16 protein-coding genes are annotated in these 23,744 nt (G+C 69.3%); 8 read left to right on the top strand and 8 right to left on the bottom strand.

From position 1 onward, the window contains the following. Nucleotides 1-39: 39 nt before the first annotated feature. Genes ACIBI9_RS40455 through ACIBI9_RS40445 form a run of 3 tightly spaced genes read right to left on the bottom strand, consistent with a single transcriptional unit; the run spans nt 40 to nt 3,390 of the window. Entirely contained in the window at nt 40-945 is a 906-nt protein-coding gene (locus tag ACIBI9_RS40455) for a carbohydrate ABC transporter permease (RefSeq protein ID WP_397230486.1), read from the bottom strand. Then, entirely contained in the window at nt 942-1,886 is a 945-nt protein-coding gene (locus ACIBI9_RS40450; protein ID WP_397230485.1) for a carbohydrate ABC transporter permease, read from the bottom strand. The genes ACIBI9_RS40455 and ACIBI9_RS40450 overlap by 4 nt, the downstream gene beginning before the upstream one ends. 22 nt (nt 1,887-1,908) lie before the next feature. Next, entirely contained in the window at nt 1,909-3,390 is a 1,482-nt protein-coding gene (locus tag ACIBI9_RS40445; protein WP_397230483.1) for an ABC transporter substrate-binding protein, read from the bottom strand. A gap of 214 nt (nt 3,391-3,604) precedes the next feature. On the opposite strand from ACIBI9_RS40445, the gene ACIBI9_RS40440 reads away from it, so the two are divergent. The 7 genes from ACIBI9_RS40440 to ACIBI9_RS40410 all read left to right on the top strand — a co-directional run bounded on the left by ACIBI9_RS40440 (nt 3,605) and on the right by ACIBI9_RS40410 (nt 15,474). Then, a complete protein-coding gene (locus ACIBI9_RS40440; protein WP_397230481.1) occupies nt 3,605-4,006 on the top strand; it encodes a hypothetical protein in 402 nt (133 codons plus the stop codon). Nucleotides 4,007-4,091: 85 nt separating this feature from the next. Next, nucleotides 4,092-5,087 (top strand): LacI family DNA-binding transcriptional regulator, encoded by a 996-nt coding sequence (locus tag ACIBI9_RS40435; RefSeq protein WP_397230636.1) that lies wholly within the window; start codon nt 4,092-4,094, stop codon nt 5,085-5,087. A 107-nt stretch (nt 5,088-5,194) separates the two neighbouring features. Next, the gene (locus ACIBI9_RS40430; RefSeq protein WP_397230479.1) at nt 5,195-6,370 is read left to right on the top strand and encodes a hypothetical protein; all 1,176 of its coding nucleotides are present in this window, start codon (nt 5,195-5,197) and stop codon (nt 6,368-6,370) included. A 279-nt stretch (nt 6,371-6,649) separates the two neighbouring features. Next, complete coding sequence (locus tag ACIBI9_RS40425; protein WP_397230477.1) at nt 6,650-8,029, top strand: family 43 glycosylhydrolase; 1,380 nt, start codon at nt 6,650-6,652, stop codon at nt 8,027-8,029. Between the two features lie 103 nt (nt 8,030-8,132). Next, nucleotides 8,133-8,555, top strand: coding sequence for a M15 family metallopeptidase (locus ACIBI9_RS40420; RefSeq protein WP_397230475.1), 423 nt, complete (start codon nt 8,133-8,135; stop codon nt 8,553-8,555). 314 nt (nt 8,556-8,869) lie between these two features. After that, nucleotides 8,870-13,096, top strand: coding sequence for an SGNH/GDSL hydrolase family protein (locus ACIBI9_RS40415; protein ID WP_397230473.1), 4,227 nt, complete (start codon nt 8,870-8,872; stop codon nt 13,094-13,096). Between the two features lie 647 nt (nt 13,097-13,743). Next, nucleotides 13,744-15,474 (top strand): tachylectin-related carbohydrate-binding protein, encoded by a 1,731-nt coding sequence (locus ACIBI9_RS40410; RefSeq protein WP_397230471.1) that lies wholly within the window; start codon nt 13,744-13,746, stop codon nt 15,472-15,474. 236 nt (nt 15,475-15,710) lie between these two features. Here ACIBI9_RS40410 and ACIBI9_RS40405 read toward each other — a convergent pair whose 3' ends face one another. The 5 genes from ACIBI9_RS40405 to ACIBI9_RS40385 all read right to left on the bottom strand — a co-directional run bounded on the left by ACIBI9_RS40405 (nt 15,711) and on the right by ACIBI9_RS40385 (nt 22,385). Beyond that, nucleotides 15,711-16,211, bottom strand: a complete 501-nt coding sequence (locus tag ACIBI9_RS40405) for a S26 family signal peptidase (protein ID WP_397230469.1) — start codon at nt 16,209-16,211, stop codon at nt 15,711-15,713. Further along, nucleotides 16,208-18,052 (bottom strand): ABC transporter ATP-binding protein, encoded by a 1,845-nt coding sequence (locus tag ACIBI9_RS40400; protein WP_397230467.1) that lies wholly within the window; start codon nt 18,050-18,052, stop codon nt 16,208-16,210. The genes ACIBI9_RS40405 and ACIBI9_RS40400 overlap by 4 nt, the downstream gene beginning before the upstream one ends. Continuing rightward, complete coding sequence (locus ACIBI9_RS40395) at nt 18,049-18,561, bottom strand: peroxiredoxin family protein (RefSeq protein ID WP_397230465.1); 513 nt, start codon at nt 18,559-18,561, stop codon at nt 18,049-18,051. Before ACIBI9_RS40395 ends, ACIBI9_RS40400 begins: the two co-directional genes overlap by 4 nt. Before the next feature lie 190 nt (nt 18,562-18,751). Continuing rightward, nucleotides 18,752-18,910 (bottom strand): hypothetical protein, encoded by a 159-nt coding sequence (locus ACIBI9_RS40390; RefSeq protein ID WP_185067519.1) that lies wholly within the window; start codon nt 18,908-18,910, stop codon nt 18,752-18,754. Between the two features lie 250 nt (nt 18,911-19,160). Continuing rightward, nucleotides 19,161-22,385, bottom strand: a complete 3,225-nt coding sequence (locus ACIBI9_RS40385; protein ID WP_397230463.1) for a BTAD domain-containing putative transcriptional regulator — start codon at nt 22,383-22,385, stop codon at nt 19,161-19,163. 124 nt (nt 22,386-22,509) lie between these two features. Between ACIBI9_RS40385 and ACIBI9_RS40380 the strand changes: the two genes are divergently transcribed. Continuing rightward, nucleotides 22,510-23,607: a HesA/MoeB/ThiF family protein gene (locus tag ACIBI9_RS40380; protein WP_397230461.1), complete on the top strand. Its 1,098-nt coding sequence runs from the start codon at nt 22,510-22,512 to the stop codon at nt 23,605-23,607. Nucleotides 23,608-23,744: the final 137 nt, after the last annotated feature.

Here is a 23,744-nt window from a genome sequence, read left to right as displayed (position 1 = left end):
CGGCCATGGACAGACATGTGGTTCAAAACTCCGTTCCTGTCACTGCTTCACCGCTCCCGCGATGCTGTCGACGAACTTCCGCTGGAGGACGACGAACACGGCGATCACCGGGATCAGCGAGATCACGGCGGCCGCGGCCATCCCCGACCAGTCCGTTTCCCGCTCGCCCACGAAGACCGTCATGCCCACGGCCAGCGTCCGCAGGTCGGGCTCGCTGAGCGTGAACACCAGCGGAAGCAGGTAGACGTTCCAGGCGAACAGGTACGTGAGGATGACCACCGTGGCGGTGATCGGCCAGGCCAGCGGGAGCATCACGCGGAAGAAGACGGTGAAGTGGCCCGCGCCGTCCAGGCGGGCGCACTCCTCCAGCTCCTTCGGCAGCTTCCTGAAGAACCCGGCGTAGAGGAGGGTCGAGGCGATCTGCCCACCCGCGCCCAGACCGAGTATTACGCCGGCGTGGGTGTTGAGCAGCCCGAGCTGGTCGGTGAGCTGGGTGATCGGGATGATCGTGTACCCCTCGGGCAGGAAGAACGTGACCAGGAACAGGCCGATGATGAACTTCTTGCCGGCGAAGTCGTAGCGGCCCAGCACATAGCCCGCCAGGGCGCTGCGCACGACGACGAGCACCACCGTGCCGACGGTGATGACGAGGGTGTTGACCAAATACCTGGCGAAGCCGACCTCACTCCAGGCGCGGGCATAGTTCTCCCAGACCGGCTCCTCGGGCAGCAGACCGAGCCCCGCGCCGAAGATCTCGGGTGAGGTCTTCAGCGACGCCGAGACCAGCCAGACGAACGGGTAGACCCACAGGCCGCCGAGCACGAGCAGCAGGACGGCAGTCACCACCTGCCCGGCGCTCGGACGGCGGCGCGCGCGGCGGCCGGGCCGCGGGGCCGCCTGGCCGGTGAGCGGGCGGGCGGGCTGGGTGTCCGCGAGCGCGGTCATGCCGAGCCCATCCGGCTCCTGGCCCAGCGCATGCCCAGCGCCTGGGCGATCGCGAGGACCATGGTGAGCAGCCCGAACAGCACCGCCGCGGCCGAGGCGTACCCGAGCTGGGGGACGGTGGCCTGGAAAGCCGTGCGGAAGATGAAGATCTCGATCACCTCGGAAGAGAAGGACGGACCCCCGCCGGTAAGGGTCTGCATCAGGTCGAAGACGTTGAACGCCGCCACGGTGTCGATCAACGTGATGATCACCAGGAACGGCACCAGCAGCGGCAGCGTGACGCGCCGGAACTCCGCCCAGGGGCCCGCGCCGTCGATCATCGCGGCCTCGTGGACGCCCGGGGGGATCGTCTGCAGCGCGGCCAGCCAGTAGATGAGGGTGATGCCCAGCCACTTCCACACCCAGACGGCGATCCCGGCGTAGAGCGAGGTGCCGGCGTCGGCGGCGAAGTTCGCCGGCGACTCGATCAGGCCCGCCCAGACCAGCGACATGCTCACCGGGCCGCCGGCATCCAGCAGCAGCGTGAACACGATGCCGACGATGGCGCCCGTGGTGACGACCGGCAGGAAGAACAGCGTGCGGAAGAAACCCTTGAACGGCGTCTTCCTCCGGTTGAGCACGATCGCCAGCGCGAGCGCCAGCCCGACCCGCAGCGGCACGGCGATCACGAGGAACACGATCGAGTTCCAGAACGCGTTCCAGAACAGCTCGTCCTCGATCAGCCGCGCGAAGTTCTCGACGCCGATGAACGTCCCGGCGTCGGCGAAGCCCGGCCAGTCGAGGAACGCGAACCACCACGACGCCAGCAGGGGATAGATGGTGTACGCGCCGTACCCGACGAGGGTCGGCAGCAGGAAGAGGTAGATCCACCAGTCCTTGCGCAGGCGGCTCAGCCGTCCGGGCCGGGGGCGCGCGAAGGTCTGCCCTTGGGTTGTCGTCATGGCGCTCCTGTTCGGCCGCCCCTCAGCGGTCGGCGTAATCCTGCTGCTCGTAGTCCTTCTTGCGGCCCCAGTTGGCGAAGACCCAGGCGTCGAGGCCGACCTCGACCCCCTTCTCCTCCTTGACAGCCTTGATGGCGCGCTCGCGCTCGGCGCTGAGCTGGTCCTTGTAGCGCCGGAGTTGGCCGCCCACGTCGGAGTCGGAGCCGGTCAGCACCGACTGGACGACGTCGCCGAGGTCGGGATGGATGTCGCGCATCTCGGCGAGCACCTGCCACACGCCCGGCGTGCCGGCCTCGGGCACCGGTCCGATGCGCACGTCGTCCTGGAAGTTCGCGACGCACTGCCGGTAGGCGGGGTGCACCTCCGCCTCCTGCACCACCTCGGCCAGCGCGGGCGGCTGGTCCATGGCGGCGGCCAGCTTGAGCTGGAACTCCTTGGTGGTCATCTGCAACAGCACTTCGGCCGCGGTCCGGGCCTTCTTCGACTGGCTCGACACCCAGAACGTGCCGGGCGCCGGAGGGCTGTAGACGAAGTTCCTGGTGGTCTCGGGGCACGGGATGTGCCACACGCCGACCCCGCGCTCGACCGCCTCGGGCTCGTCCACGCGCAGGCCGCCGACGAACCACGCGCCCCACGGGTAGATGGCCGCCTGCCCGGCGGCCCAGCGGGCGCGGGCGTCACGGGGCCCCATCGACGCGGACGCCGGGTGGACGACCTTGTCCTTCTGCAGCGAGACGAGGAATTCGACGGCGTCGATGTACGGCTGGGAGTCATGGACGTACTCGCCCGTCGCCCAGTCGATGGCGCCGGGCCCGGGGGCGCCCGCGGTCATGGCGAGCCGGTGCACCAGCGTGGCCAGGTACGCGGGGTCCTTGAGCGGGATCACCATGCCGTACACGTCCCCCTTGGTCAGGCGGCGGGCGACGGCGCGCAGGTCGTCCCAGGTGGCCGGCTCGTCCTCGGGGTCCACCTTGGCCTCCTTGAGCAGCGCCGTGTTGAACCACGGCACCGCCTCGTGATTCCGGCCGGAGAACGGCGGGAAGGAGTAGATCTCGCCGTTGAAGCGGTGGATGCCGTCGTAGAGCTGGTCGGCGACCGGGCTGCCGGCGAAGTCGGCGAGCTTGCCGACCGGCTGGAACCAGCCCTCGCTGACCAGGGCGGCCGGAGAGACAGCGCCCAGGCCCGCCAGCGAGTGCACGTCCGGCATCTGGTTGCTGCGCCGGGCCACCTGCAGCGCCTGGCCCAGGTCGGGCGCGTCCATCTGGCGCCGTTCGATCGTGACGCCCGCGTGGCCCTGCTCGTAGGGGGTGAACAGGTCGCTCTCCAACATCCTGGTCAGCGGCCTGAACTGGTCCCACCACTGCAGCGCGTTACTGGCGGCCTGGCTCTGGCGGCTCATCTGTCCGCCGCCGGTACACGCGGTCAGCGCCGCCGCCAGAACGGCGGCACTTGTGCCGCCGAGGAACTGACGGCGGCTGACGTCACGGCGCCCGGCACCTGCCACGCCGGGCAGGGTTCCAGGGATTCGGCGATGCGACCCCATGGCGACTCCTCTTCGTCGTCGACTCGGTCACGATCCCGCCCAGCCCTGAACCTTCAGGGACCCCCGGTGAAGCGGTTCCATGTTTGCGCAAACCTAAGCCCGTCCCCTATCAGCGTCAAGGTCATGGCTGTGAGCTTCTCTGAAATGCAGCTCAACGCCATGACTTCACCCGCCGATGGCGCATCCGATGTTTGCGGAAACAGGCATGGAGACCGGTGAGCCGGCCCACGAACGTGCTCTTCCTGATGACCGACCAGCACCGCGTCGACACTCGATCTGGCGGGAGCCGACGGCCGCGGCCTGGTGCCGCACGCGCCCGTTCAAGCTGGTGGTCAACCCGGAGAGCGTCAACGAACTCCACGATCTGGAAGAAGATCCGTCCGAGCTGACCGACCGCTACGGCGACCCGGCGCTCGGCGAGATCCAGTCGGCGCTGATGCACCGTCTCTACCAGCGGCTTCGGGCCTCCGGCGACAATTTCCACCACTGGATGACGTCGATGTACGCTGTCGGCGGCAAGGACTATGACACGTCCTTGAGCGACTTCGAAGGGGCCGATCACCAGGGCCTGGCCTGACCCTTTTCAGCGCCGCTGCTACGAGGAAGGGAGAGCACGCCGCGTGGCTCGGCAACCAGGTACGGGGGCGTCCGGCGGCCCATCGATGGCGGACGTCGCCAAGCTCGCCGGTGTGTCAGGACAGACCGTGTCGAGGGTCGTGAACGGCAACGACCGGGTGACCGCCGCCACGCGGCTCAAGGTCGAGACGGCCATGAAACAACTCGGCTATCGCGCCAACATCGCCGCGCGGGCGCTGGCCACCGGACGGTTCCGCACGATCGGCATCGTCATGTTCAACCTCAGCGCCGTGCTCAACGTCCGCATCCTCGAGGCCGTCGTGACCGGCGCCCAGGCCCGCGGCTACTCGGTGAGCGTCGCGATGGTCAACGGCCCGACCGAGAAGGACATCCGCGCCGCCGTCCGCGGCCTCACCGACCGCGCGGTGGACGGCGTGATCGTGATCGAGGCCAGGGTGCTCGACACCCCGCACCTGCAGCTGCCCGAGGAGGTGCCGGTGGTGATCGCCGACAGCAGGGCGGCGCACCGACACCCCACCTTCGGTATGGACGAGGCCGCCGGCGTCCGCGCCGCCGTGGATCACCTGCTCGGGCTCGGCCACGCCACCGTCCACCACGTGGCCGGGCCGACCGGCTCGAATCCGGCGCAGCGGCGCCGGGCCGCATGGCAGCGGCTGCTGAAGCGGTCGGGCCGCGCCGTCCCGCCGCCCGCCGTCGGCGACTGGTCGCCGCAGTCGGGGTACGACGCCGCCCGCCGCCTGCTGGCCGGCGACGACGTGACCGCCGTCTTCGCCGCCAACGATCAGATGGCCGTGGGCGTCCTGCGGGCGGCGGCCGAGCTGGGCCGCAAAGTGCCGGACGACCTGAGCGTCGTCGGCTTCGACGACCTCGACTTCGCGCCGTTCCTCATCCCGCCGCTGACCACCGTCCGCCAGGACCTCGCCGCGGTGGGCCGCCGCTGCCTGGAGCACCTGATCGCGCAGATCGAGGCCCCGCAGGGGGCCGAGGCGTCCCCTCCCCCCAGCAGGTTCGTCCGGCCGGAGCTGGTGTTGCGGGCCTCCACCGCGCCGCCGCGCCGCTGACCTCAACGCCACCGCCCGAGCCGTTGACAGGCCATTCGAGTTAGCGCAAACATGAATGCTCCGAACCGAACCATGCATCGGCCTTCACTTCCGAGAAAGCAGGTCACATGCTGCGCCGACTGTCGAGCATCGCCTTAACAGCGGTTCTCGCCTTCTCGACCGTCACCCACGCCGCCGCCGCGGAAGGAGTCGAATCCGTGACCGACGACAAGCCGCTCGCCCTCGCGTACGGCGCCCTGGGAGCCAACTTCAACCAGAACCTCGACGCCCTCGACTACCGGGAACTGCGCGAGGCCCGCGCCCGGTGGGTCCGCGGGTTCTACCCGATGCCCGCCGCCGACCAGGGCGACCCCGCCGAACACTTCGCGATCAGCACCATCACCGAGGCGGCCGCGCGCGGCTACGACACCGTCTTCAGCTTGAAGTTCCCTTACGACGCGGCGTCCTTCCCCGCGCCCGGCAGCGCCAGGATGGCCGCGGAGCTGGCCCGGCTGGACAAGGTGCTGCCCGCGGTGATGGGCAAGGTGGACATCCTCACGATTGGCAACGAGCCCTTCATCGAGAGCCTGCCCGCCCAGCGTGACCAGCGGCTCAACGTGTTCTACGAGACCGTCGCCCGGCACGTGATCGACTACCGGCGTGAGCGGTGCGGCGCGAACTGCGGCACCGTGCTCTACATGGGCGCGCTGAACCGGCTCGACCTGGCGGACCGTCGCACGCCGGCGGCCGAGCGCTGGATGTCCTTCGTGCGCGAGACGCCGGAGATCGAGGGCGTGGACATCCACCCGCACATCCCCTCGCCGGAGAGCGCGCAGCCGTTCCTGGACTACATCCTGCCGAGGATGCGCCCCGACCAGACGTTCCTGGTCACCGAGTTCTCTCTCGTCTGGCACTGGAAGAAGCACCTGGAGGACCCCGTCTCGGCCACGTTCGCCCAGAAGTACGGCTTCGCCCCCGGCACCCTGGGGTGGCAGGTCATCAAGGCCGCCATCGACAAGCCGTTCAGCGAGCGGAAGTGGGATGACTTCCTGACCAGCAGCCCGTGGTTCACCAGCCAGGCGGGCTTCTTGCGCGACCAGATGGAGCTGTACCGGGGCACCGGGCGGCTGGCGGTCGCCACGTACGGCTTCAAGCAGGACGACCTGATGGTCTCGAACTTCGGCCCCGACAAGACCCCGTGGCTGCTCAACAGCGTGTACGCCCCCTACACCGTGCAGCCCCGCGGCGACCTGTCAGGGCGCGGCTACTGGCTCGACGACTTCCGCGCGCTGCAGCGGCGCTGACCGGCTCGGCCTGGCCACCGGGATGGCGCCGCCGTTCCGTGGTGTACGCGGGATCGCGCGTACACCACGGCGCACCGGCGGGGAAATGACCTGCTGGTTTAGTCCACAACGGTTTCACCTGCGTTTTTCGCGCAGTGACCTACCTGCGCGATCGCCGACTATTTTTTCCGAGTTATTGACGAAAAACGAGCAACTAGGCACACTCTCCGCAAGCTACGCACCGGGCGAACCGCTCAGCAGCAGCGAGCGCGGCAGGCACTGACCTGGAGGACATGACTGATGGCCGATTCCGACTACGGGTCGAACCTCGACCGACGATCCCTGCTGGCGGGCGCCGCCGGCCTTCTGGGAGCGGCAGCGCTGCCCGCGACCGCCGCGCAGGCGACGCCGCAGGAGGCCGCGTCCATGAACCCGTCCATGAACCCGTCCATGAACGCCGCCATGAAGCGATACCCCTCGAACTGGCCCGACCTCGAGCCCTACGGCCTCGCCGACACCCGGCTCGACCTGTGGCCGCGCGAGGACAACTCCTACATCCTCCCGCTCGAACTCCGCCCCCGCGACAAGGAGCTCGGCCGGGTCTGGATGCGCGACACCTACGTCAACTGCTTCGTCGTAAAGGGACGGCCGATCTACGTCGCCACCGGCACCACCCGGGCACCCGGGATCGCAGGGGCCGCCCCGTGGAACGACGGCATCTTCGTGTGGGTGTCCCCATCCCTGCACGGACCGTGGAGCCTGGCCGACACCACCGGCATCCGCCCCGGCGCCGAGAAAGGCAAGGTCTGGTCGCCCGAGTTCGCCGACGAGAACCGGCCCGAACGCATGGTGGTCGCTCCATGGCAGGAGTACTGGCACGACGACCAGTTCGGCAAGCGCGGCGATGTCTGGGCCCCGGAGGTGCACTACTTCCGCGGCAAGTGGTACATCGTCGCCTGCATGGGCGACCACTCCCGGAAGGTCGGCTCGTTCATGCTCGTGAGCGAGGGCGGCCTTGAAGGCCCGTACCGGCTCGTCCAGGGCAACTACGACAAGCCCTTCGGCGACTCCTTCATCGGCGGGCCCAGTTTCATCCTGCCCGGCGCCTACCACCACATCGACGGCAGCCTCTACACCGAAGGCAATGACGCCTGGCTGGTGCTGCACAACCACCTGTACGCGAAGTTCCGAGACGACATGGAAGACATCGTCCCGACCACCGACCTCCCGACGTTCCAGCAGGTGCCCTACACGCCCGAGCCATATCTCGAAGGCGCGTACGTCTTCAAGTACGGCGGCAAGTACTACCTCCTCCACGCCGCCTGGAACCGATCCTCGACCAACGCCGACGGCAGCACCCGGTACGCCTACGACCCACCCGGCGCCGGCCGCGAGCAGTACCACTACGACGCGGTCGTCGCCGTCTCGGACACGTTCGAGGGACCGTACTCGAAGCGGTGGACCATGGGTGTCGGCGCCGGCCACAACAACTTCTTCGTGGATCGCAGCGGCAACCTGTGGGCGACGTTCTTCCGCAACCCCAGATTCGGCTACTGGTCCGACCCGTCACGCATCGGCGACACGGCGGTGCCCGGGATCGTGCGGGTGGAATGGACAGGGCCGAAGGGCAACCGCCTGTACGTCCAGCGCCGGAACCACGGGCACACGATCAGCGACTGACCCGCACGGCCGTTGTCCGCGCTTCCCACCGCGGAGATCCATTTGCCGCACCGCTCGGGAACGCCGTCCCGTGCTACGAAACTCAGGTCACCAAACCCCTGCGGTGGGATTGCAGCAGCAGTACTTCGACTCATCGGTCACCCGCCACCGCGCCGCGCACCCCGGCTGGGACGAGAACCGCGTTCGCGTCGAGGCCAGCAGATACGTCTCCCCGCCCAACGTGGCCCCTCACGTCACCGGCGGCGCGGTCGACCTGACCCTGTGCACCACCACCGGCGCCGAACTGCCGATGGGCACGCCGGTCAACGCCACCCCGCCGGAGGACGGCGAGGCCTGCTACACCGCCTCGACCGCCATCTCCGCGGAGGCCAAGGCGAACCGGCACATCCTGGGCACCGCCATGACCTCCACCGGCTTCGTCAACTACCCGACCGAGTGGTGGCATTGGTCCTACGGCGAGCGCTATTGGGCCTTCACCACGAACCCTCACCACGCGCTGTACGGCCCCTGGGAGTTGCCGTCCTGAATCGGGACGCGGCCGATGTCGTTGCCGTCGCCGTTCAGGTTCGGGCCACGGGAGCCGGTTCCTGCGGCGGAACCCCGCAGCCGGGTCGGGTCGCTCGGGCTTCCCGAAACAGCGGACGCCACCCGACGTAGATGAGGTGGAACGCGGGGTCGTACGCGGACATCACCACCTCCCCGTTGACATCGATGTGATTTTCCGATCACACTTGGTTTCGGATCGTACATTAAAACGATTCAATGCACCCCGAAACCCCCCGAGCACAACCCGAATGGACGCCCATGCGCAAGACCGCGGCCATTGCCCTCATTCTGGGCTTGTTAACGTTAACACCGACTCAGGCCCAGGCCGGGGAGGCCGACCGTGCCTTCGACTTCGGCACCTCCGACAGCGCGCTCCAGGAGGGCTACACGCGCGTCTCCGAGACCACCGGCTACAGCTCCGCCCAGGGATACGGCTTCGCCGACACCTCAGGTGTGACCTCGGCCGACAGAGCCACGGGCGACGCGCTCCGATCCGACTTCGTCGCCACCGGGGGCGCCACCTTCAGCGTCGACCTGCCCAACGGCGACTACACCGTCTCGCTCATCGCCGGTGACGCCACCGAGGCAACCGACATCGCCATCACGGTCGAGTCGATGACCAAGGTGCAGCAGACCGCCAAGGCGGGCGGCCAGTACCTGGAAATGTCCTTCGGCATCGCCCTGGTGGACGGGAAGATGGACTTCGTCTTCTCCGGAACGGCCCCAAAGATCAACTCGCTGGTGATCACGCGGCAGGCCGACCGCACCCCGGGCACGATCCCGACCGCCTACATCGCGGGCGACTCGACCGTCCAGACCTATGACCCGTTCTGGGCGCCCGAGGCCGGGTGGGGCCAGATGATCGAGCAATTCCTCACCACCGGCGTCGCCTTCGACAACCACGCCATCGGCGGCCGCAGTTCCAAGAACTTCATCACTCAGGGCCGCCTCGACACGGTCCTGCGCGCCATCAGGCCCGGCGACTACTTCTTCGTCCAGTTCGGGCACAACGACGCGACGGTCGGCATCCCCGACAGGTACGCCTCCCCCGCGGACTACAAGGAGTACCTGAAGGTCTACGTCAACGGCGCCCGGCAGCGGGGCGCGACCCCGATCCTCGTCACGCCCGTCTCCCGGCTCGACTACAACGCCACGACCGGCAAGTTCAACGTCTCCTTCCCGGAGTACGTGGCGAAGATGAAGGAGCTGGCCCAGGAGGACAACGTCGCCCTGGTCGACCTGTCCACTCTGAGCAGGGAATACCTGGACGGCATCGGGCCCGAGGCGGCCAGGTCGGTGTTCCTGCACGTCCCCGCGGGGGTCTACGGTGCCTGGCCGAACGGCGCCACGGACAACACGCACTTCCAGGAGTACGGCGCCATCCAGATGGCGCGCCTGGTCGCGGGCGGCGTGAAGGCGCTGGGCCTGCCGCTGTCGGGACTGGTGCGGGAGATCGAGCCGCCGGCCGCCGTCCCCGCCAGGCCCACCGGACTGGTGGCGGGCGGCATCTCGAACGCGGGCGCCGTGCTGAAGTGGGACGCCACCGAGTCCGCCGACGTCTACAGGGTGCTCCGCGACGGCACCCTGGCCACCACCTCGGCGATCCCGCAGGCCGCGGTCTCGGGACTGGCGGAGGGCAAGACCTACGAGTTCCGCGTGGTGGCGGTGAACGGGCGCGGCGACTCCGAGCCGTCCGCCCCCGTGACGATCACCACCAAACGCGCTCTCTACAAGTACGACTTCGGTCCCGCCACCGGGCCGGTCGCCGCCGGGTACACCCAGGTCACGCGGGCGACGATCTACACGCCCGAGAAGGGCTTCGGCCTCACCGACTCCGCGGGCATGATCGACCGGGACCGCGGCAGCGCGCTGGACGACCTCGGCAGGGACTTCCTGGCCTACTTCGGCGGCTCCTACGAGTTCAAGGTGGACGTTCCGAACGGCTTGTACGGCCTGAAGGCATACGTGGGCGACCTGCTGGGCACCGCGCGGACCAACATCTCCGCGGAGGGCGGCAGCGCCGTCGCCGTCTCCAGTAGCAGAAGCGTCGCCACGACCGCCGTCTCCGGGATCAAGGTCACCGACGGGCAGCTGAACGTCGTGGTTTCGGGCACCACCGCCCACCTCAACGGCCTGGAGATCACCCCGATCCTGACGGCTCCCGAGGGACTGGCCGCCGGTACGGTCTCCTTCGACGGCATCGCCGCCAGCGTCCCGTTGACCTGGTCCGCGACGGACGGGGCTGCGGCCTACCGGGTCTTCAGGGCCGAGGAGGGCGAGGCGGAGCCCACCCTGCTCGGCAAGGCGACCGAGGCCTCCTACACCGACAAGACCGCCCAAATCGGTTCCCACTACGACTACACGGTGACCGCTGTCGACCCCGCCGGAGACGAGTCGGTGTCCTCGGCCGCGGTCAAGGTCGCCACCGTGGACGACTCGGTGACGCCGCCGACCGCGCCTGCCGCACCCGGCCTCGGCCGGGTCGCGAAGAAGAGCGTGGACCTGCGCTGGAGCGAGGTCGAGGGCACGCTGCTGTACCGGGTCCAGCGGGCCGAGAAGGCGGACGGGCCCTACAAGCTGATCGGGACCACGCAGGAGCCGTCGTTCACCGACGACAAGGTCCTCACGACGGTGCCCTTCCATTACCGGATCGTGGCCGTCAACAGGGGCGGCGCCTCCGAGCCCTCGCCGTCGACCGCCTCGCGGGCGACCACCGAGCTGAAACGACAGATGGAGCGCCTGAACCGGGCGCCGGTCGCCATCGCCACCGGCTCGGGTGTCTACCTGGGCTGGCGCCTGCTCGGGCTGGACGACCCCGGCCAGGCGTTCGAGATCTGGCGCGATGGAAAGAAGATCAAGGAGATCACAGGCGCCACGAACCATCTCGACCCTGACGGAACAGCACAATCCCGCTATCGGGTGGTCCCCGTGGGCGGCGACTCCACGGCCGAGTTCGGCGTGTGGAGCCAGCCGTACACAGAGATCCCGCTGGACAAACCGGCCGACGACTACACCAAGGATGGCCAGCCGCACACCTACAGCGCGGGCGACGCCTCGGTCGGCGACCTGGACGGCGACGGCGAGCTCGACCTGGTTCTCATCTGGAACCCGAGCAACGCCAAGGACAACTCCCAGTCCGGCTACACAGGGCTCGTCTACGTGGACGCGTACACGATGGCGGGCAAGCGGAAGTGGCGGATCTCGCTCGGCAAGAACATCCGCGCGGGAGCCCACTACACCCAGCTGATGGTCTACGACCTCGACGGCGACGGCAGGTCGGAGGTGGTCATGAAGACCGCCGACGGCACCGTCGACGGCGCGGGCACCGTCCTGGGCAACCCCAGCAGGGACTACCGCAACTCCAGCGGATACGTGCTGTCGGGTCCCGAGTACCTGACGGTCTTCGAAGGGAACACAGGCAAGGCGGTCGACACCGTCGACTACACCCCGCCACGCGGCGACGTGGCGGCGTGGGGCGACGGGTACGGCAACCGCGTGGACCGGTTCCTCGCGACCGTCGCCTACCTCGACGGCGAGCACCCGTCGGTCGTCTTCAGCCGCGGTTACTACACGCGCACCGTCCTGGCCGCCTACGACTTCGACGGCAAGGACCTGAAGCAGAGGTGGGTCTTCGACTCCAACGCCCCCGGCAACGGCGCCTTCGCGGGACAGGGCAACCACAACCTGTCCGTCCTGGACCTCGACGGCGACCAGAAGGACGAGATCGTGTTCGGCTCGATGGCCGTCGACGACGACGGCGAGGGCCTGTACAGCACCCGTCTTGGTCACGGCGACGCGTTGCACGTCACCGACCTGGACCCGAGCCGGCCCGGCTACGAGGTGTTCGCGGCGCACGAGGACATGGGCTCCAGCGGCAACCGCGGCGCCACCTTCAGGGACGCCGCCACGGGCGAGGTGCTGTGGTCGATGCCCGCCACGAAGGACACGGGCCGCGCAGCCGCCGCCGACATCGACCCCAAGCACCCGGGCGCCGAGGCGTGGGCGGTGACCGCGACGGGCGAGTGGAACTCCACGCAGGGTGAGCTGCGTTCCGCCTCCGGCGAGCTGCTCGGGCAGTCGATCCCGGCGGCGAACTTCCTCGCCTGGTGGGACGGTGACCCGCTCCGCGAGATCGTCGACCACGCCTACGACCAGGCCAAGGGCGTCGGCGCCGGCACGATCTCCAAGTGGGACGGCACGGCGAGCAAGGAGATCCTCCGCGCGGAGGGCACCTACTCGAACAACTCCACCAAGGGGACGCCGACGCTCCAGGCCGACCTGGTCGGGGACTGGCGGGAGGAGATCATCTGGCGGTCCCAGGACAGCACCAAGCTGCGCCTCTACACGACCGTCGACGTGACCGACCTCAGAATCCCCACGCTGATGCACGACCCGGTCTACCGGCTCTCGGTGGCGTGGCAGAACGTCGGCTACAACCAGCCTCCGCAGGCGGGCTTCTTCATCGGGAACGGCATGACCGCTCCGGAGGCACCGCGCATCTTCTACACGCGGGCGCGCTAGCCCGTACCCGGAGGACCTCCGCTGTGATGTCGGACCCTGGTTCCGCACCACGCGGGGGTCCTCCCCTGCGTCTTGTCTTACCCGCCGGTTCATCTCACACTGCGACATCTGGTGTGCGACGCTGCTCATCGGCCCGCCACAGCGGCAAGTGCGTCGACGTCAGCACCATCTCGACCGCGCCCACGGCCCCTATCCACCAATGGACCTGCAACACGGCAGCCCCGATGAGTCCTTCGTGGTCGAGGTCACCCAGATGGTGCCGCGCCAGTAGCCGTCGTCCAGGCAGTGCGGCGAGCCGGGCAGCTCGGTCGCGGGCCCGAACGCGGTCAGATGTCGCTCGATCCGGGCGGCCGGCGCCGCGCGGACCGGGTGCGCCGAGTCATGATCGCCGGCGTGGACGGCCCACGCGGCACGTGTACATCGCAGCGTCCTCGGGCTGAGTCAGAGGCCGCCTCAGCTGGAGGTCGTCCACCGGGTCCGCCCCCTTCGACGGCCGACGAACGGGAGGCGGCGCGCACGCCCGGTCGGCGGCGGCCTGGCCACGGCGGGAAGATCGACATGCATGAGATCATTTTCCTAGAATCGCTCCGGCGGCGTCGACGCGGGCGGGATCCGTCTCGGCGTGAGATCGAAGGAAGGTCGTGGACATGCTCCGTACGCAACTGGCCGTCCTGGCCGCGGGAATCGTCGGAGCGTCTCTGGTCTCCACGCTCAATCCGCGACCGGCCGTGGCCGCCTCCGCCCTGACCTGCTCGGCGGTCGTACCGGTGTACGGCATCGATGGTGAGGGCAAACTGCGCTGGTACGGCCACCGCGCCGGCGCCTCCGGCGAGGATTCCTGGGCCGACGGCAGCGGCAAGGAGATCGGCTACGGCTGGAACACGCTGGCCAAGGTGTTCTCCGGCGGCAACGGCGTGATCTATGCGGTCGACGGCGACGGGGACCTGAAATGGTACCGTCACCTGGATCCGGCGACCGGTGAGCGCGGCTGGGCTCCCGGCGAGCGGACGGTCATCGGCCAAGGCTGGGGCGACTTCGTGGACATCGTGTCGGCCGGCTCCGGGGTCATCTACGCCCTCGACAAAGCAGGCGACCTGCACTGGTACCGTCACCTTTCGCCGACAACCGGCGAGGCCCAGTGGGCGCCGGGGAGCGGCAAGGTCATCCGCTCCGGCTGGACAGCGATCACCACCTTGATGACCGGGCGCGACGGCACCCTGTACGGCGTGAACACCAAGGGACACGTCCGCTGGTATGACCACACCGACCCGGCCGCAGGCGGCACCGCCTTCGGCCCGGGCACGGGACTGGTAACCGGCGAGGGCTGGGAGGATCACCGTAGCCCGTCCGGCGCCGGAGCGGGAGTCGTCTACGCGCTCGACGCGTCCGGCCGGATGTGGTGGCACCGCCATGCCGACCCCCTGGCCGGGGCACCCGTCTGGCAGGACCGCCGCCTCCTGAAAGAAGGATTCGCCTCCTTCACCACCCTGTTCGCCGACGCCGCCGCCTGCTCGCCGAGCCAGTCCTTCACTGGTTACACCCCCGGCAAATCCGGCCAGAACCTCTACTACAGCCAAGGCCGGGTCGGAGCTGTCCTGACAGAAGGCGCCCGAACCGCCGTCATCTACGGCCAGCAACGTAAGTTCGCCGAGACGACGACCGAGGCGACCGTCTCGACCCGGGCCTGGGCCCGCCTGCTGCCCGGCCCGTGGTCACCCTCGGCGCCATGGGCAGCCTCGTGGCCGGCGGCCAACATCGCCAGGACCGACGAGGATCTGCTGGATATCGCCACGCAGTACCTCGCGGACGCGCCCTCCAAGGTCCGCGATGGCCTGCGCTACGCGGGCGACGCCCACTACGGTCCCTTACTTCCGGACGGCACCCGGGAAGAGGGCTCGGACTTCAACGACTACCTCGGCCTCGCATGGACCTACGACGACAAGATCGACCCCCCGGAAGCCCGGCAGAAGGAATCGCTGGACTGTTCCGGTTTCGTCAGAATGGTCCTTGGCTACCGCGGGGGCTACCCCCTGGGCATCGGCGACACGCTGAGCAAGTCCGCCCTTCCGCGCCGAGCCGTACAGATGGCCGACGAGAACGCCCCGGGGATCACCGTGATCGACGGTGGCACGGCCAAACCCACGTCCTACGCGGACCTGCAGGCGGGCGACCTGCTGTTCTGGGACGCCAGCACTGACGACGGCACAGCCCTCGACCACGTCGGCATTTATCTGGGAATCGACTCCACCGGCAAACACCGGTTCCTCTCCAGCCGCAAAACGGTCGACGGTCCTACGCTGGGCGACGAGGGCGGCCCCTCGACCCTCGACAGCGCCACGCTCTACGACCGCTCATGGCGCAAGGCCAAACGCGCCTGACTTCCCCTCATCGCCATGAGCGCGGCCATCACCACCGTGATACTGAGCCACGTGGCTGCCAAGCAAGGCGACCTGCGACACGCAGCCGTCTCGCTGTGGCTGAATGCCAGGGTCCACGCACCGGAAGGGGCCGGCCACGGACTGGATGTCAACGGCAACGCGAGGTGGCCAACCAGCGGATCACGGATGCCGTTCCTCGCAGTCACTGACCACTTCCCGTGCCGTGACCGAGGCGGTCAGGGCGGTGCCAGGCGGCGCACCATCACGCCGACGAACTCGTCGCCTCGCACGAAACCGAAGTCCCGGGAGTCCCAGCTGGCGTCCGGATTGTCGCCCAGCACGACCAGGGCATGCCGGGGCACGACGGTCTCGGGCGCGTCGCGAAACGCCGGAAAGCCCTGCCTCGGTACGGGGTCTCCGGGAACCGCGACCGCCCGTTTCACGAGCAACCGCCAACCGGGATGATCCGGCTTCTCCGGCAACTCGTCCTCGCCACCCGGTTCGAGACCCGGCGGCAGCCCGTCGATGGGCGGTGGATCCTCGATCCGGACGACCACGATCTGACCCGCGTGGACCAGCTTCGTCCTGCGGACGAGCAGCATGTCCCCGGAGCGCAGGGTGGGTTCCATGCTCGGCCCGTCGACGGTGGCGACCAGGTAGCGTCGGCGGATCCACCACAGCGAGGCTCCCAGCGCCAGCACGCCGCCTGCCAAAGGGAACAGCCTGCTCCACCTCATCGCACCTCCTGATATCCCGCGGCTTGGAGCCGGAACAGGCGGGCGTAGTGGCCGTCCGCGGAGAGCAGTGCCTCGTGCGGCCCCGACTCGGCGATCCGCCCATCGTGGAGTACGGCGATGAGGTCGGCATCCCGAACGGCGCTGAGCCGGTGGGAGATCAGCAGGCTCGTACGACCCTGCCGGTACTCCCGAATACGGGTGTGGACCTCGTACTCGGCCTCCGGGTCGAGGCCGGAGCTGGGCTCGTCGAGGATCATCAGATCCCTGCCATCGCGGACAAGGGCCCTGGCCAGTGCCAGTCGCTGCCACTGCCCGCCCGAAAGCACCACCCCCGTTTCCGGATCGCCCTTGTCCGCCTCGGAGAAGAACATGCGCGTGAGCAGCGTGTCGTAGCCGCGCGGCAGCCCCGAGAGCGTGTCGTGCACTCCTGCGCGGACGGCCGCGTCTCTGATTCGGGCCGGCTCGCCCAGGGCGGACAGGTCGCCGAGCCCGATGTTCTCGGCGGCGGACATGTCGAAGTTCATGTGGTCCTGGAACACGGCGCTGATCCGCTCGCGGAGCGCGGGAGGCGGGATGTCCCGCAGATCCACGCCGTCCCACAGGATCTGGCCGCGCGTCGGATCGTACATCCTGCACAGAAGCTTGATGAGGGTGCTCTTGCCCGCGCCGTTCAACCCGACGAGGGCGACCGAACGGCCGTGTGGAATCGCCAGATCGACGCCGCGCAGCACCCACGGATGATCGTCGTCGTAGCGGAACCAGACGTCTCGCAGCTCCAGGCCCCGACGCAGCACGTGAGCCGTCCCCTCCGACACGCTCGGCAGATCAGGCTCGGCCCTGATCACCGCGACGTAATGAGAGAAGGTGAGGAGCTGCTGGTGGAAGGACGCGATCGAGGAGACCAGCGTGTCCAGCGCGGCCTGCACACCACCGACGGCCGCGACGAACATGGCGACGTCGCCGACACTGAGCGAGCCCTGGCGGGCGGCCATGATCGCCCACCACAGCCCGGCGCCCGCGACGGCCGCGCTCAGTACCGTCAGTCCGCCCTGGGTGAGCAGTTCCCGGCGGTCCATCCGGCTCTCGGCGGCGTCGGCCTCGCACCGCTCGGTCATCATCCGTGCGCGAAGGAACGCGCCGATGCCGAACAGCCGGATCTCCACGGCGGCCTGCACGCCGGTGAGCAGCCGACTGTAGAAGAACTCGCGGCGGTGGATCTGCTCCGTGTCCCACTGCACGGCGGCCCGCCTGCGCGACAGGAGCAGTTCGGCGACGAGCGCCGGGATGGCGGCCAGCAACACCAGCGCGGTCATGACGGGGCTGAGGATCAGCAGGGACCCCACGAACCCGATGAGGGACAAGATGCCGTGCAGGCTTCCGCACAATCCGCTGACGAGATCGGCCGTGGTCCCGGCGCCCTCTTGTGCCAGGCGCAGCCGGTCGAGGAACACCGGATCCTCGAAACGCCGGAGGCCGACCTGCCGCTCGGCCGCCGCGAAGAGCCGGTCGGTCGCGACGGCTCCCGCACGGCGGCCGGTCTGAGCGCGCAGGTAGCGGCTGATCCCCGGAAGCGCGGCGGCGGACAGCCCCGCCGCCGCGAGCCCGAGCGCGAGCCCCGCGACCGTGCCTTCGGAGGTGGCCAGCCGGTCGATGACCGATTTGGTCAGCCAGGCGGTGACAATCGGGGCCGCCGCTCCAGCGAGCGTGACGAAGACGTAGCCGGTCACCCCTCCTGAGGCTGAGCGCCAGGTCAGAGACACGGCCTCCACCGCGGCCGAGACCAGCTCCCGCAGTCCGACCGGGCTGCGCGCCCCGGGCACGTCGACCTGGCCGCCGCTCATGCCGACGACACGACGGGGAGGTCCTCCAGGCGACCGCCTGCAGCGACGACGCGGTGATCGGAGCCGAGAAGGTACACCGCCGGCGTCCATGTGTTCTGGAACGCGCCGGCTACCGGGCCGTCGAAGTCCTCCTTGAGCACCCGGGCCACCGGCGTGAGTGCTGCCACCATTTCGGCCTCGTCCCCGGCGACCACCGCCAGCACGTTCTGCCGTCCGAGGGCGCGGGCGTGTGCCACGAACTGGGGAAGGAGCTTGTGGCAGGGTTCGCATCCGGCGGAGAAGAACCCGACCAGTCCGGCGATCGAGTCGTGGGACACCGGTTCGCCGTCGACGGTGACGGCGGCGAACTCTCCGATGGGTGAGCCGGGACCCAGTGCGAGGGGAGGTCCGGCATGCTTTACGTTTCCCTCGCCCAGCTGTCGTATCCGGCGGACGAGGCCCAGCGTGAGCAGCAGGTTCAACACGCACAGCACGCCGATGAGCACGACAGCGGCGGTCAGGTAGGGCATCAGGGGTTCCTCACGAAGAGATCGACGATGTCGTCGAAGGGCGCGGCGATGATCAGCAGACTGTTGCGAACCAGGCGACGTGTTCCGAGAGGGCGGCAGGCATATCCGATCCGCGCGTGCCCCATCCGCGTGCCTCAACCGGTGCGCGGGCGGCGGCCGACCGCCGCCCGCGGATGCTACGCCGACCGCGTCAGCAGGTGCCGACCCTGACCGTCTGGCACCCCTGGTCGAGGCAGCAAGAGCGGAGGTACTTGACCCCGTCCTTGCAGTAGTAGGTGTTGGTGCAGGCGGCTTCCACGGTCACCTTGTGGGCGACGCGTGCAAGCAGGCGATCTACGAGACCCATCATGATGTCTCCTCTCCGGCCCTGCGGCCGAAACGATGATGATCACGATGATCTGGTCTTCCGAATTACGGCGCAACGGTCGAAATTAAATCCTCACCCCACGATAAAAGGGGCCAGGTTTCTGATATTTCGGACAAAAAGTAATGTCCTATGTATGGACCAAAAAGGGCGTACATGCGGATCGGGAGCATGATCGGGGGGACGTTCTGGCTTCGAGCGGCGTACGCGAGCTCCTACTCTGAGGGAGGCTGCTTCAGAGGGCCTCGGGCGCTTGACCCAGCAGCGCCGCGGACGTCGACCGCTCCGGTGCGCCGATGGCCGTGAACAACGCATGGGCCTGTCCCCAAAGGCGTAGGGACTCCTCGCGCCCCCTGCCCTTCACGGCATGGCCGAGTGTCATCAGGGCGCGTGCGTAGTCCAGCCGCTGTCCGGATCGCCGTGCCTGCTTCAGGGCTTGCTCGCACGCCTCGACGCACTGCTCGACGTCGCCCGCCGCCAGGTGGATGGCGGCGAGCAGGCCGTGCAGCCGTGGCAGATTCAGCAGATTGGACGTGAGCGCCAGCGTCAGCGACCGGTCCGCCTCGTCCCACGCGGTCGCGTACCTGCCTTGGCGGTAATGGAACTCCGCGCGGCCGAGCAACACCTCGTCCAGGTCGATGCCCGTGTGCTCGGCGAGGTCCAGCGCGGCGTCGAGGCGGGCGAGCGCGCTGTCCGCGCTGCCGAGCTCCACTTCCGCTCCCGCCATGCCGGTCAGCGAGGCGATCTGGCACCGGCGGTTCTCGACTTCCTCGGCGATGGCCAGACTCCGGCCGAAGACGTCGATCGCCCGCTCGTAGTGGCCGGCGTCGCGGTGCACCAAGCCGAACGTCTCGTACGTCACCGCCTCGGCGTACCGCAATCCGTCGGCCTCGGCCAGGGCCAGCGCTTCCTCCAGGGATTCCAGCGCCTCGGGGAACCGGGCCTGCCTCTTGCGCACCAGAGCCAGATTGACCAGTGTCAGCGTCTGGAGATGCCGGTCGCCGGACTCCCTGGTCAGGGGAAGGGAAGCCCGCAGGCATTCCTCGGCGCGGTCCAGCCGGGCGAGTATGAGGTAGGCCGAGGCCAGGTTGTTCAGCCCGCCCGCCTCGCCGCGCACCGACCCGAGCGCGTGATGGATCTCCACCGACCGCCGGTACCGCGGGATGGCCTGGTGCGGCTCTCCCTGCTGTTTCAGCACCACGCCGCAGCCTTGGAGCGCCCTGGCCTCGCCCAGCGGCCAGCCCGCCCGGCGCGACAGCGCCAGCGCGCGCTCGTAGTGATCCATGGCGTTCTTGAGGTCGGCCATGCGCCATCGGGCGAGTCCGAGCGAGTGATGCATCGTGGCCTGCCCTCTGAAGTCCCGCTCGTCCTCGGCGGCGGCCAGCGCGATCTCCGCGAGACGCAGCCACTCCCCACGGGTCCGCCGGTGGTGCAGGATGTCCGTCAGTGCCTCGACCAGCAACCACGCGTACGGCCGCGGCCCGTGCGCGGCGGCGTACGACACGGCGGCCACGAGGTTGTCCCACTCGGTGTCGAGCCAGTCGAGGGCGTCGGCCGCGGCGTCGAAGGTCGTCAGCGTGGCCTCCGGCTGAGCCCCGTCGTAGGCGAGCTCCGCGACTTCGAAGCCGGCCGCCGCAGTGGCGCCGATGACCGTGCTCAGGTAGTAGTCGAGCAGCCGCTGGACGGCGGCCCGCCGCTCGCTCGCGGAGTCCTCGGCGAGGCTGCGCTGTGCGGCGTACTCCAGCACCAGGTCATGAGCGGCGAAACGGTGCGGCCCCGTTTCCTTGATCAGGTGGATCCGCGCCATCGTACTGAGCAGGTCCTCCGCGCGCTCGCGGCTGGTCCTCGTCAGAGCGGCCGCCGCCGCAGGGGAGATGCCGCTCCCCCGCGCCAGTCCGAGCAGGCGGAACATCCGCCGCGCCGCCGGCGGCAGCGCGTTGTGGGACAGGTCGAGGGCCGCCTGTACGGCCACGCTCTCGTCGCCCTCCACGCGCAACCTCACCAGCCGCCCCCGGTCCGCGAGCTGATGGACGTAATGGCCGATCATCCGGTGCCCGTGGTCGCCGATCCAGGACACGGCTATGGACAGCGCCAGTGGCAGCCGGCCGCAGAGCGCCACGAGCTCTTCGGCGGCGTCCGGCTCCCGGAGCAGGCGGTCCTCGCCTATGCCTTGGGCGAGCAGTTGGTGCGCCTCCCCATGGTCCAGCACGTCCAGTGTGAGGCGCTCGATCCCGTCCACGGCCACCAGGCCGCCCAGCCGGTTGCGGCTCGTGATGACGGCCCGGCATCCAGGATCCCCGGGCAGCAACGCGCGTACCTGCTCCGGGTCGGCCACGTCGTCCAGGACCACCAGCACGCGCCGTCCCGCCAGAAGCGAGCGGTAGAGCGCGATCTGAGCGTCCAGCTCGACCGGTATGTCCTTCGCCGCCGCGCCGAGCCCCTGCAGGAGCAGCTGCAGCGCCTCGGGTAAGGACATCGGCTCCCGCTGGTCGAAGCCCCGCAGGTCGAGGAACAACTGTCCGTCGGGGAAGAGATCGCTCGCGCGGTGCGCCCACCGGATCGCCAGCGCGGTCTTCCCCACTCCCGCGGGGCCGACCACGAGCGTCACCCGGCCGGCGTCCATGCGCTGGAGCTCCGCGGAGCGGCCCACGAAGCGGCTGGTCACGGGCGGCAGCTGGCGTGGCACGGGCGCCGACCTGGACGCCTCGGTCGCCGGCGCCTCCTCGAGCAGGCGCTGGTGAAGCCGCTGCAGCTCTCCGCTCGGTTCCACCCCGACCTCGTGTACGAGCCTCGTCCGGAAGTCCCGGTAGACCGCCAGAGCGTCGGGGAGCCGTCCGTCGTCGCGGAGTGCCTGCATGAGCAGCGCGTGGGGCCGCTCGCGGAGCGGCTGTTCGGCGAGGAGCCGCGTCAGGCCGGGAACGGCCGCCCGGCTTCGCCCCATCCCGAGCAGCGCGGCGGCGTGGCCCTCGGCCGCCTCGCATCTGAGCTCCTCGAGCCGGTGTCGCTCCGCATGGGCGGCAGGGTCGGCCAGCTCGGCGAAGGGGTCGCCGCGCCACAGTGCGAGAGCTCGGTCGTACAGATCCAGCGCGGCCTGGTGCCGGTCGTCCCCGGCGGCGTGCCGTGCGTTCTCCACCAGGGAGGCGAACTCCGCGGCGTCCACCGCGGCCGCTCCGGCGGGGATCATGTATCCCGGGCTCCGGGTGAGGACGACGTCCCGTCCGTGGGGACTGAGCGCCCGCCGGAGCTCCGCGATCAGCGCGCGCAGCCGTGCCGGGGCGGAGGGCGGCAGATCGTCGCCCCAGAGGCGGTCGGCCAGCCGTTCCACGGACACCACACCGCCGGCGTCCAGGAGCAGGGCCGAGAGCAGCGCCCGCTGCCTGCCGGTCAGGTGGACGGGCCGGCCCTCGACGATGATCTCCAGGGGGCCGAGGAGGAGGAATCGGACACCGGGGAAGATCACGGTTCGAGGCTAGTCCACCCCTCCGACAGGAGCAATTTGCTCCCGTGCGAGATCCATGCGGCGTCCATGCGTGCGGCTGCCATGGTGTTGCCAAATCCCATCTCAGAGATTGGCTGATGCGCTGGTGAGGCCACAACTCAAGGGCATCTCCTGGGAGCGGGTCGGGGATGAGCTGCGGCTGGTCTATGACCCGCGCTACCAGCTGCTCCTGGCCGACCCCGACGGGACGGTGGAAAAGCTCGTGGGCCTCCTCAGCGAGGGCGGCAGGACCGTCGCCGAGATCGCGGACGAGCTGTCGCTGGACGTGGCCGACGTACGGGACGCCGTCGCGGCGTTCGACGCCGAGCGGCTGCTGGAGGACGGTGACCGCCTCGACCGGCTGGAGCCCTCCGACGCCGAGCGGTACTTCAGCAACCTGGCCTTCTTCGAGTCGTTCAGCACCCTCGACCGCAGCCGGGAGGACCTGCAGCGTCGCCTGCGCGAGTCGCACGTCCTGGTGCTCGGCACCGGCGGTCTCAACTCCAACACCATCCCGCACCTCGCCGGGCTCGGCGTCGGCGCGATGACGCTGCTCGACCGGGACACCGTGGAACCGCGCAACTTCGCCCGGCAGTACCTCTACCGCACGGAGGACATCGGCGCGCGCAAGGTCGAGCGCGCCGCGGCGTGGGTGCGGGCCTTCGACCCCGCCATCCAGGTCGAGTGGGTCGAGGCCGACATCACCGGACCGGAGCAGCTCGCCGAGCTCATCCGCCGGGTCCGGCCCGACGTGGTGGCCTCGGGCATCGACCGGCCGAAGGGGATCGACCTCTGGGTCAACGAGGCGTGCGTCCGCAACGGCGTGCCCTTCGTCCGCGGCGGCATATATGTCACCACCGGCACGGTCTGGTCGGTGAACCCGGGCGTCAGCGCGTGCCGTGCCTGCATACCGGCCGACCCCTCGAACCCGGCCGACTTCCCCGACCCCGACGACCCGGCCATCGCCGGCGCCATCGCCTCCAGTCGCCTGTTCGCCGGCCGGCCACAGCCCAACCGCGGGATCGGGCCGGTCGCCGGCCTGCTGGGGGCATTCGGCGCCTTCGAGGTGCTGCGCTATCTGACCGGTTTCGAGCCACCGGCGTACGCCGGTCGGCCACTCACCATCGACTTCGCGCACGGCTGCGCGACGAGTCAGGACGAGTGGCCGCGCGACCCCAACTGTGCGATATGCGGAGGGAGGTGATCAACGTGAAGATCGAGATCGTGCGAGTCGAGAACACCCGGCTCACGGGAGAGCCCGCCGATTCCTGAGAATCGGCCGCACTCCCGCCGACAGGAGTGAGGTTTCAGGGACCGCACTCCTGTCAGCGGGATGAGGTT

The organism is Nonomuraea sp. NPDC050451 (assembly GCF_044458585.1).
Note: the sequence above shows the minus strand (reverse complement) of the source record. Positions and strands in the feature narration are given on the sequence as shown.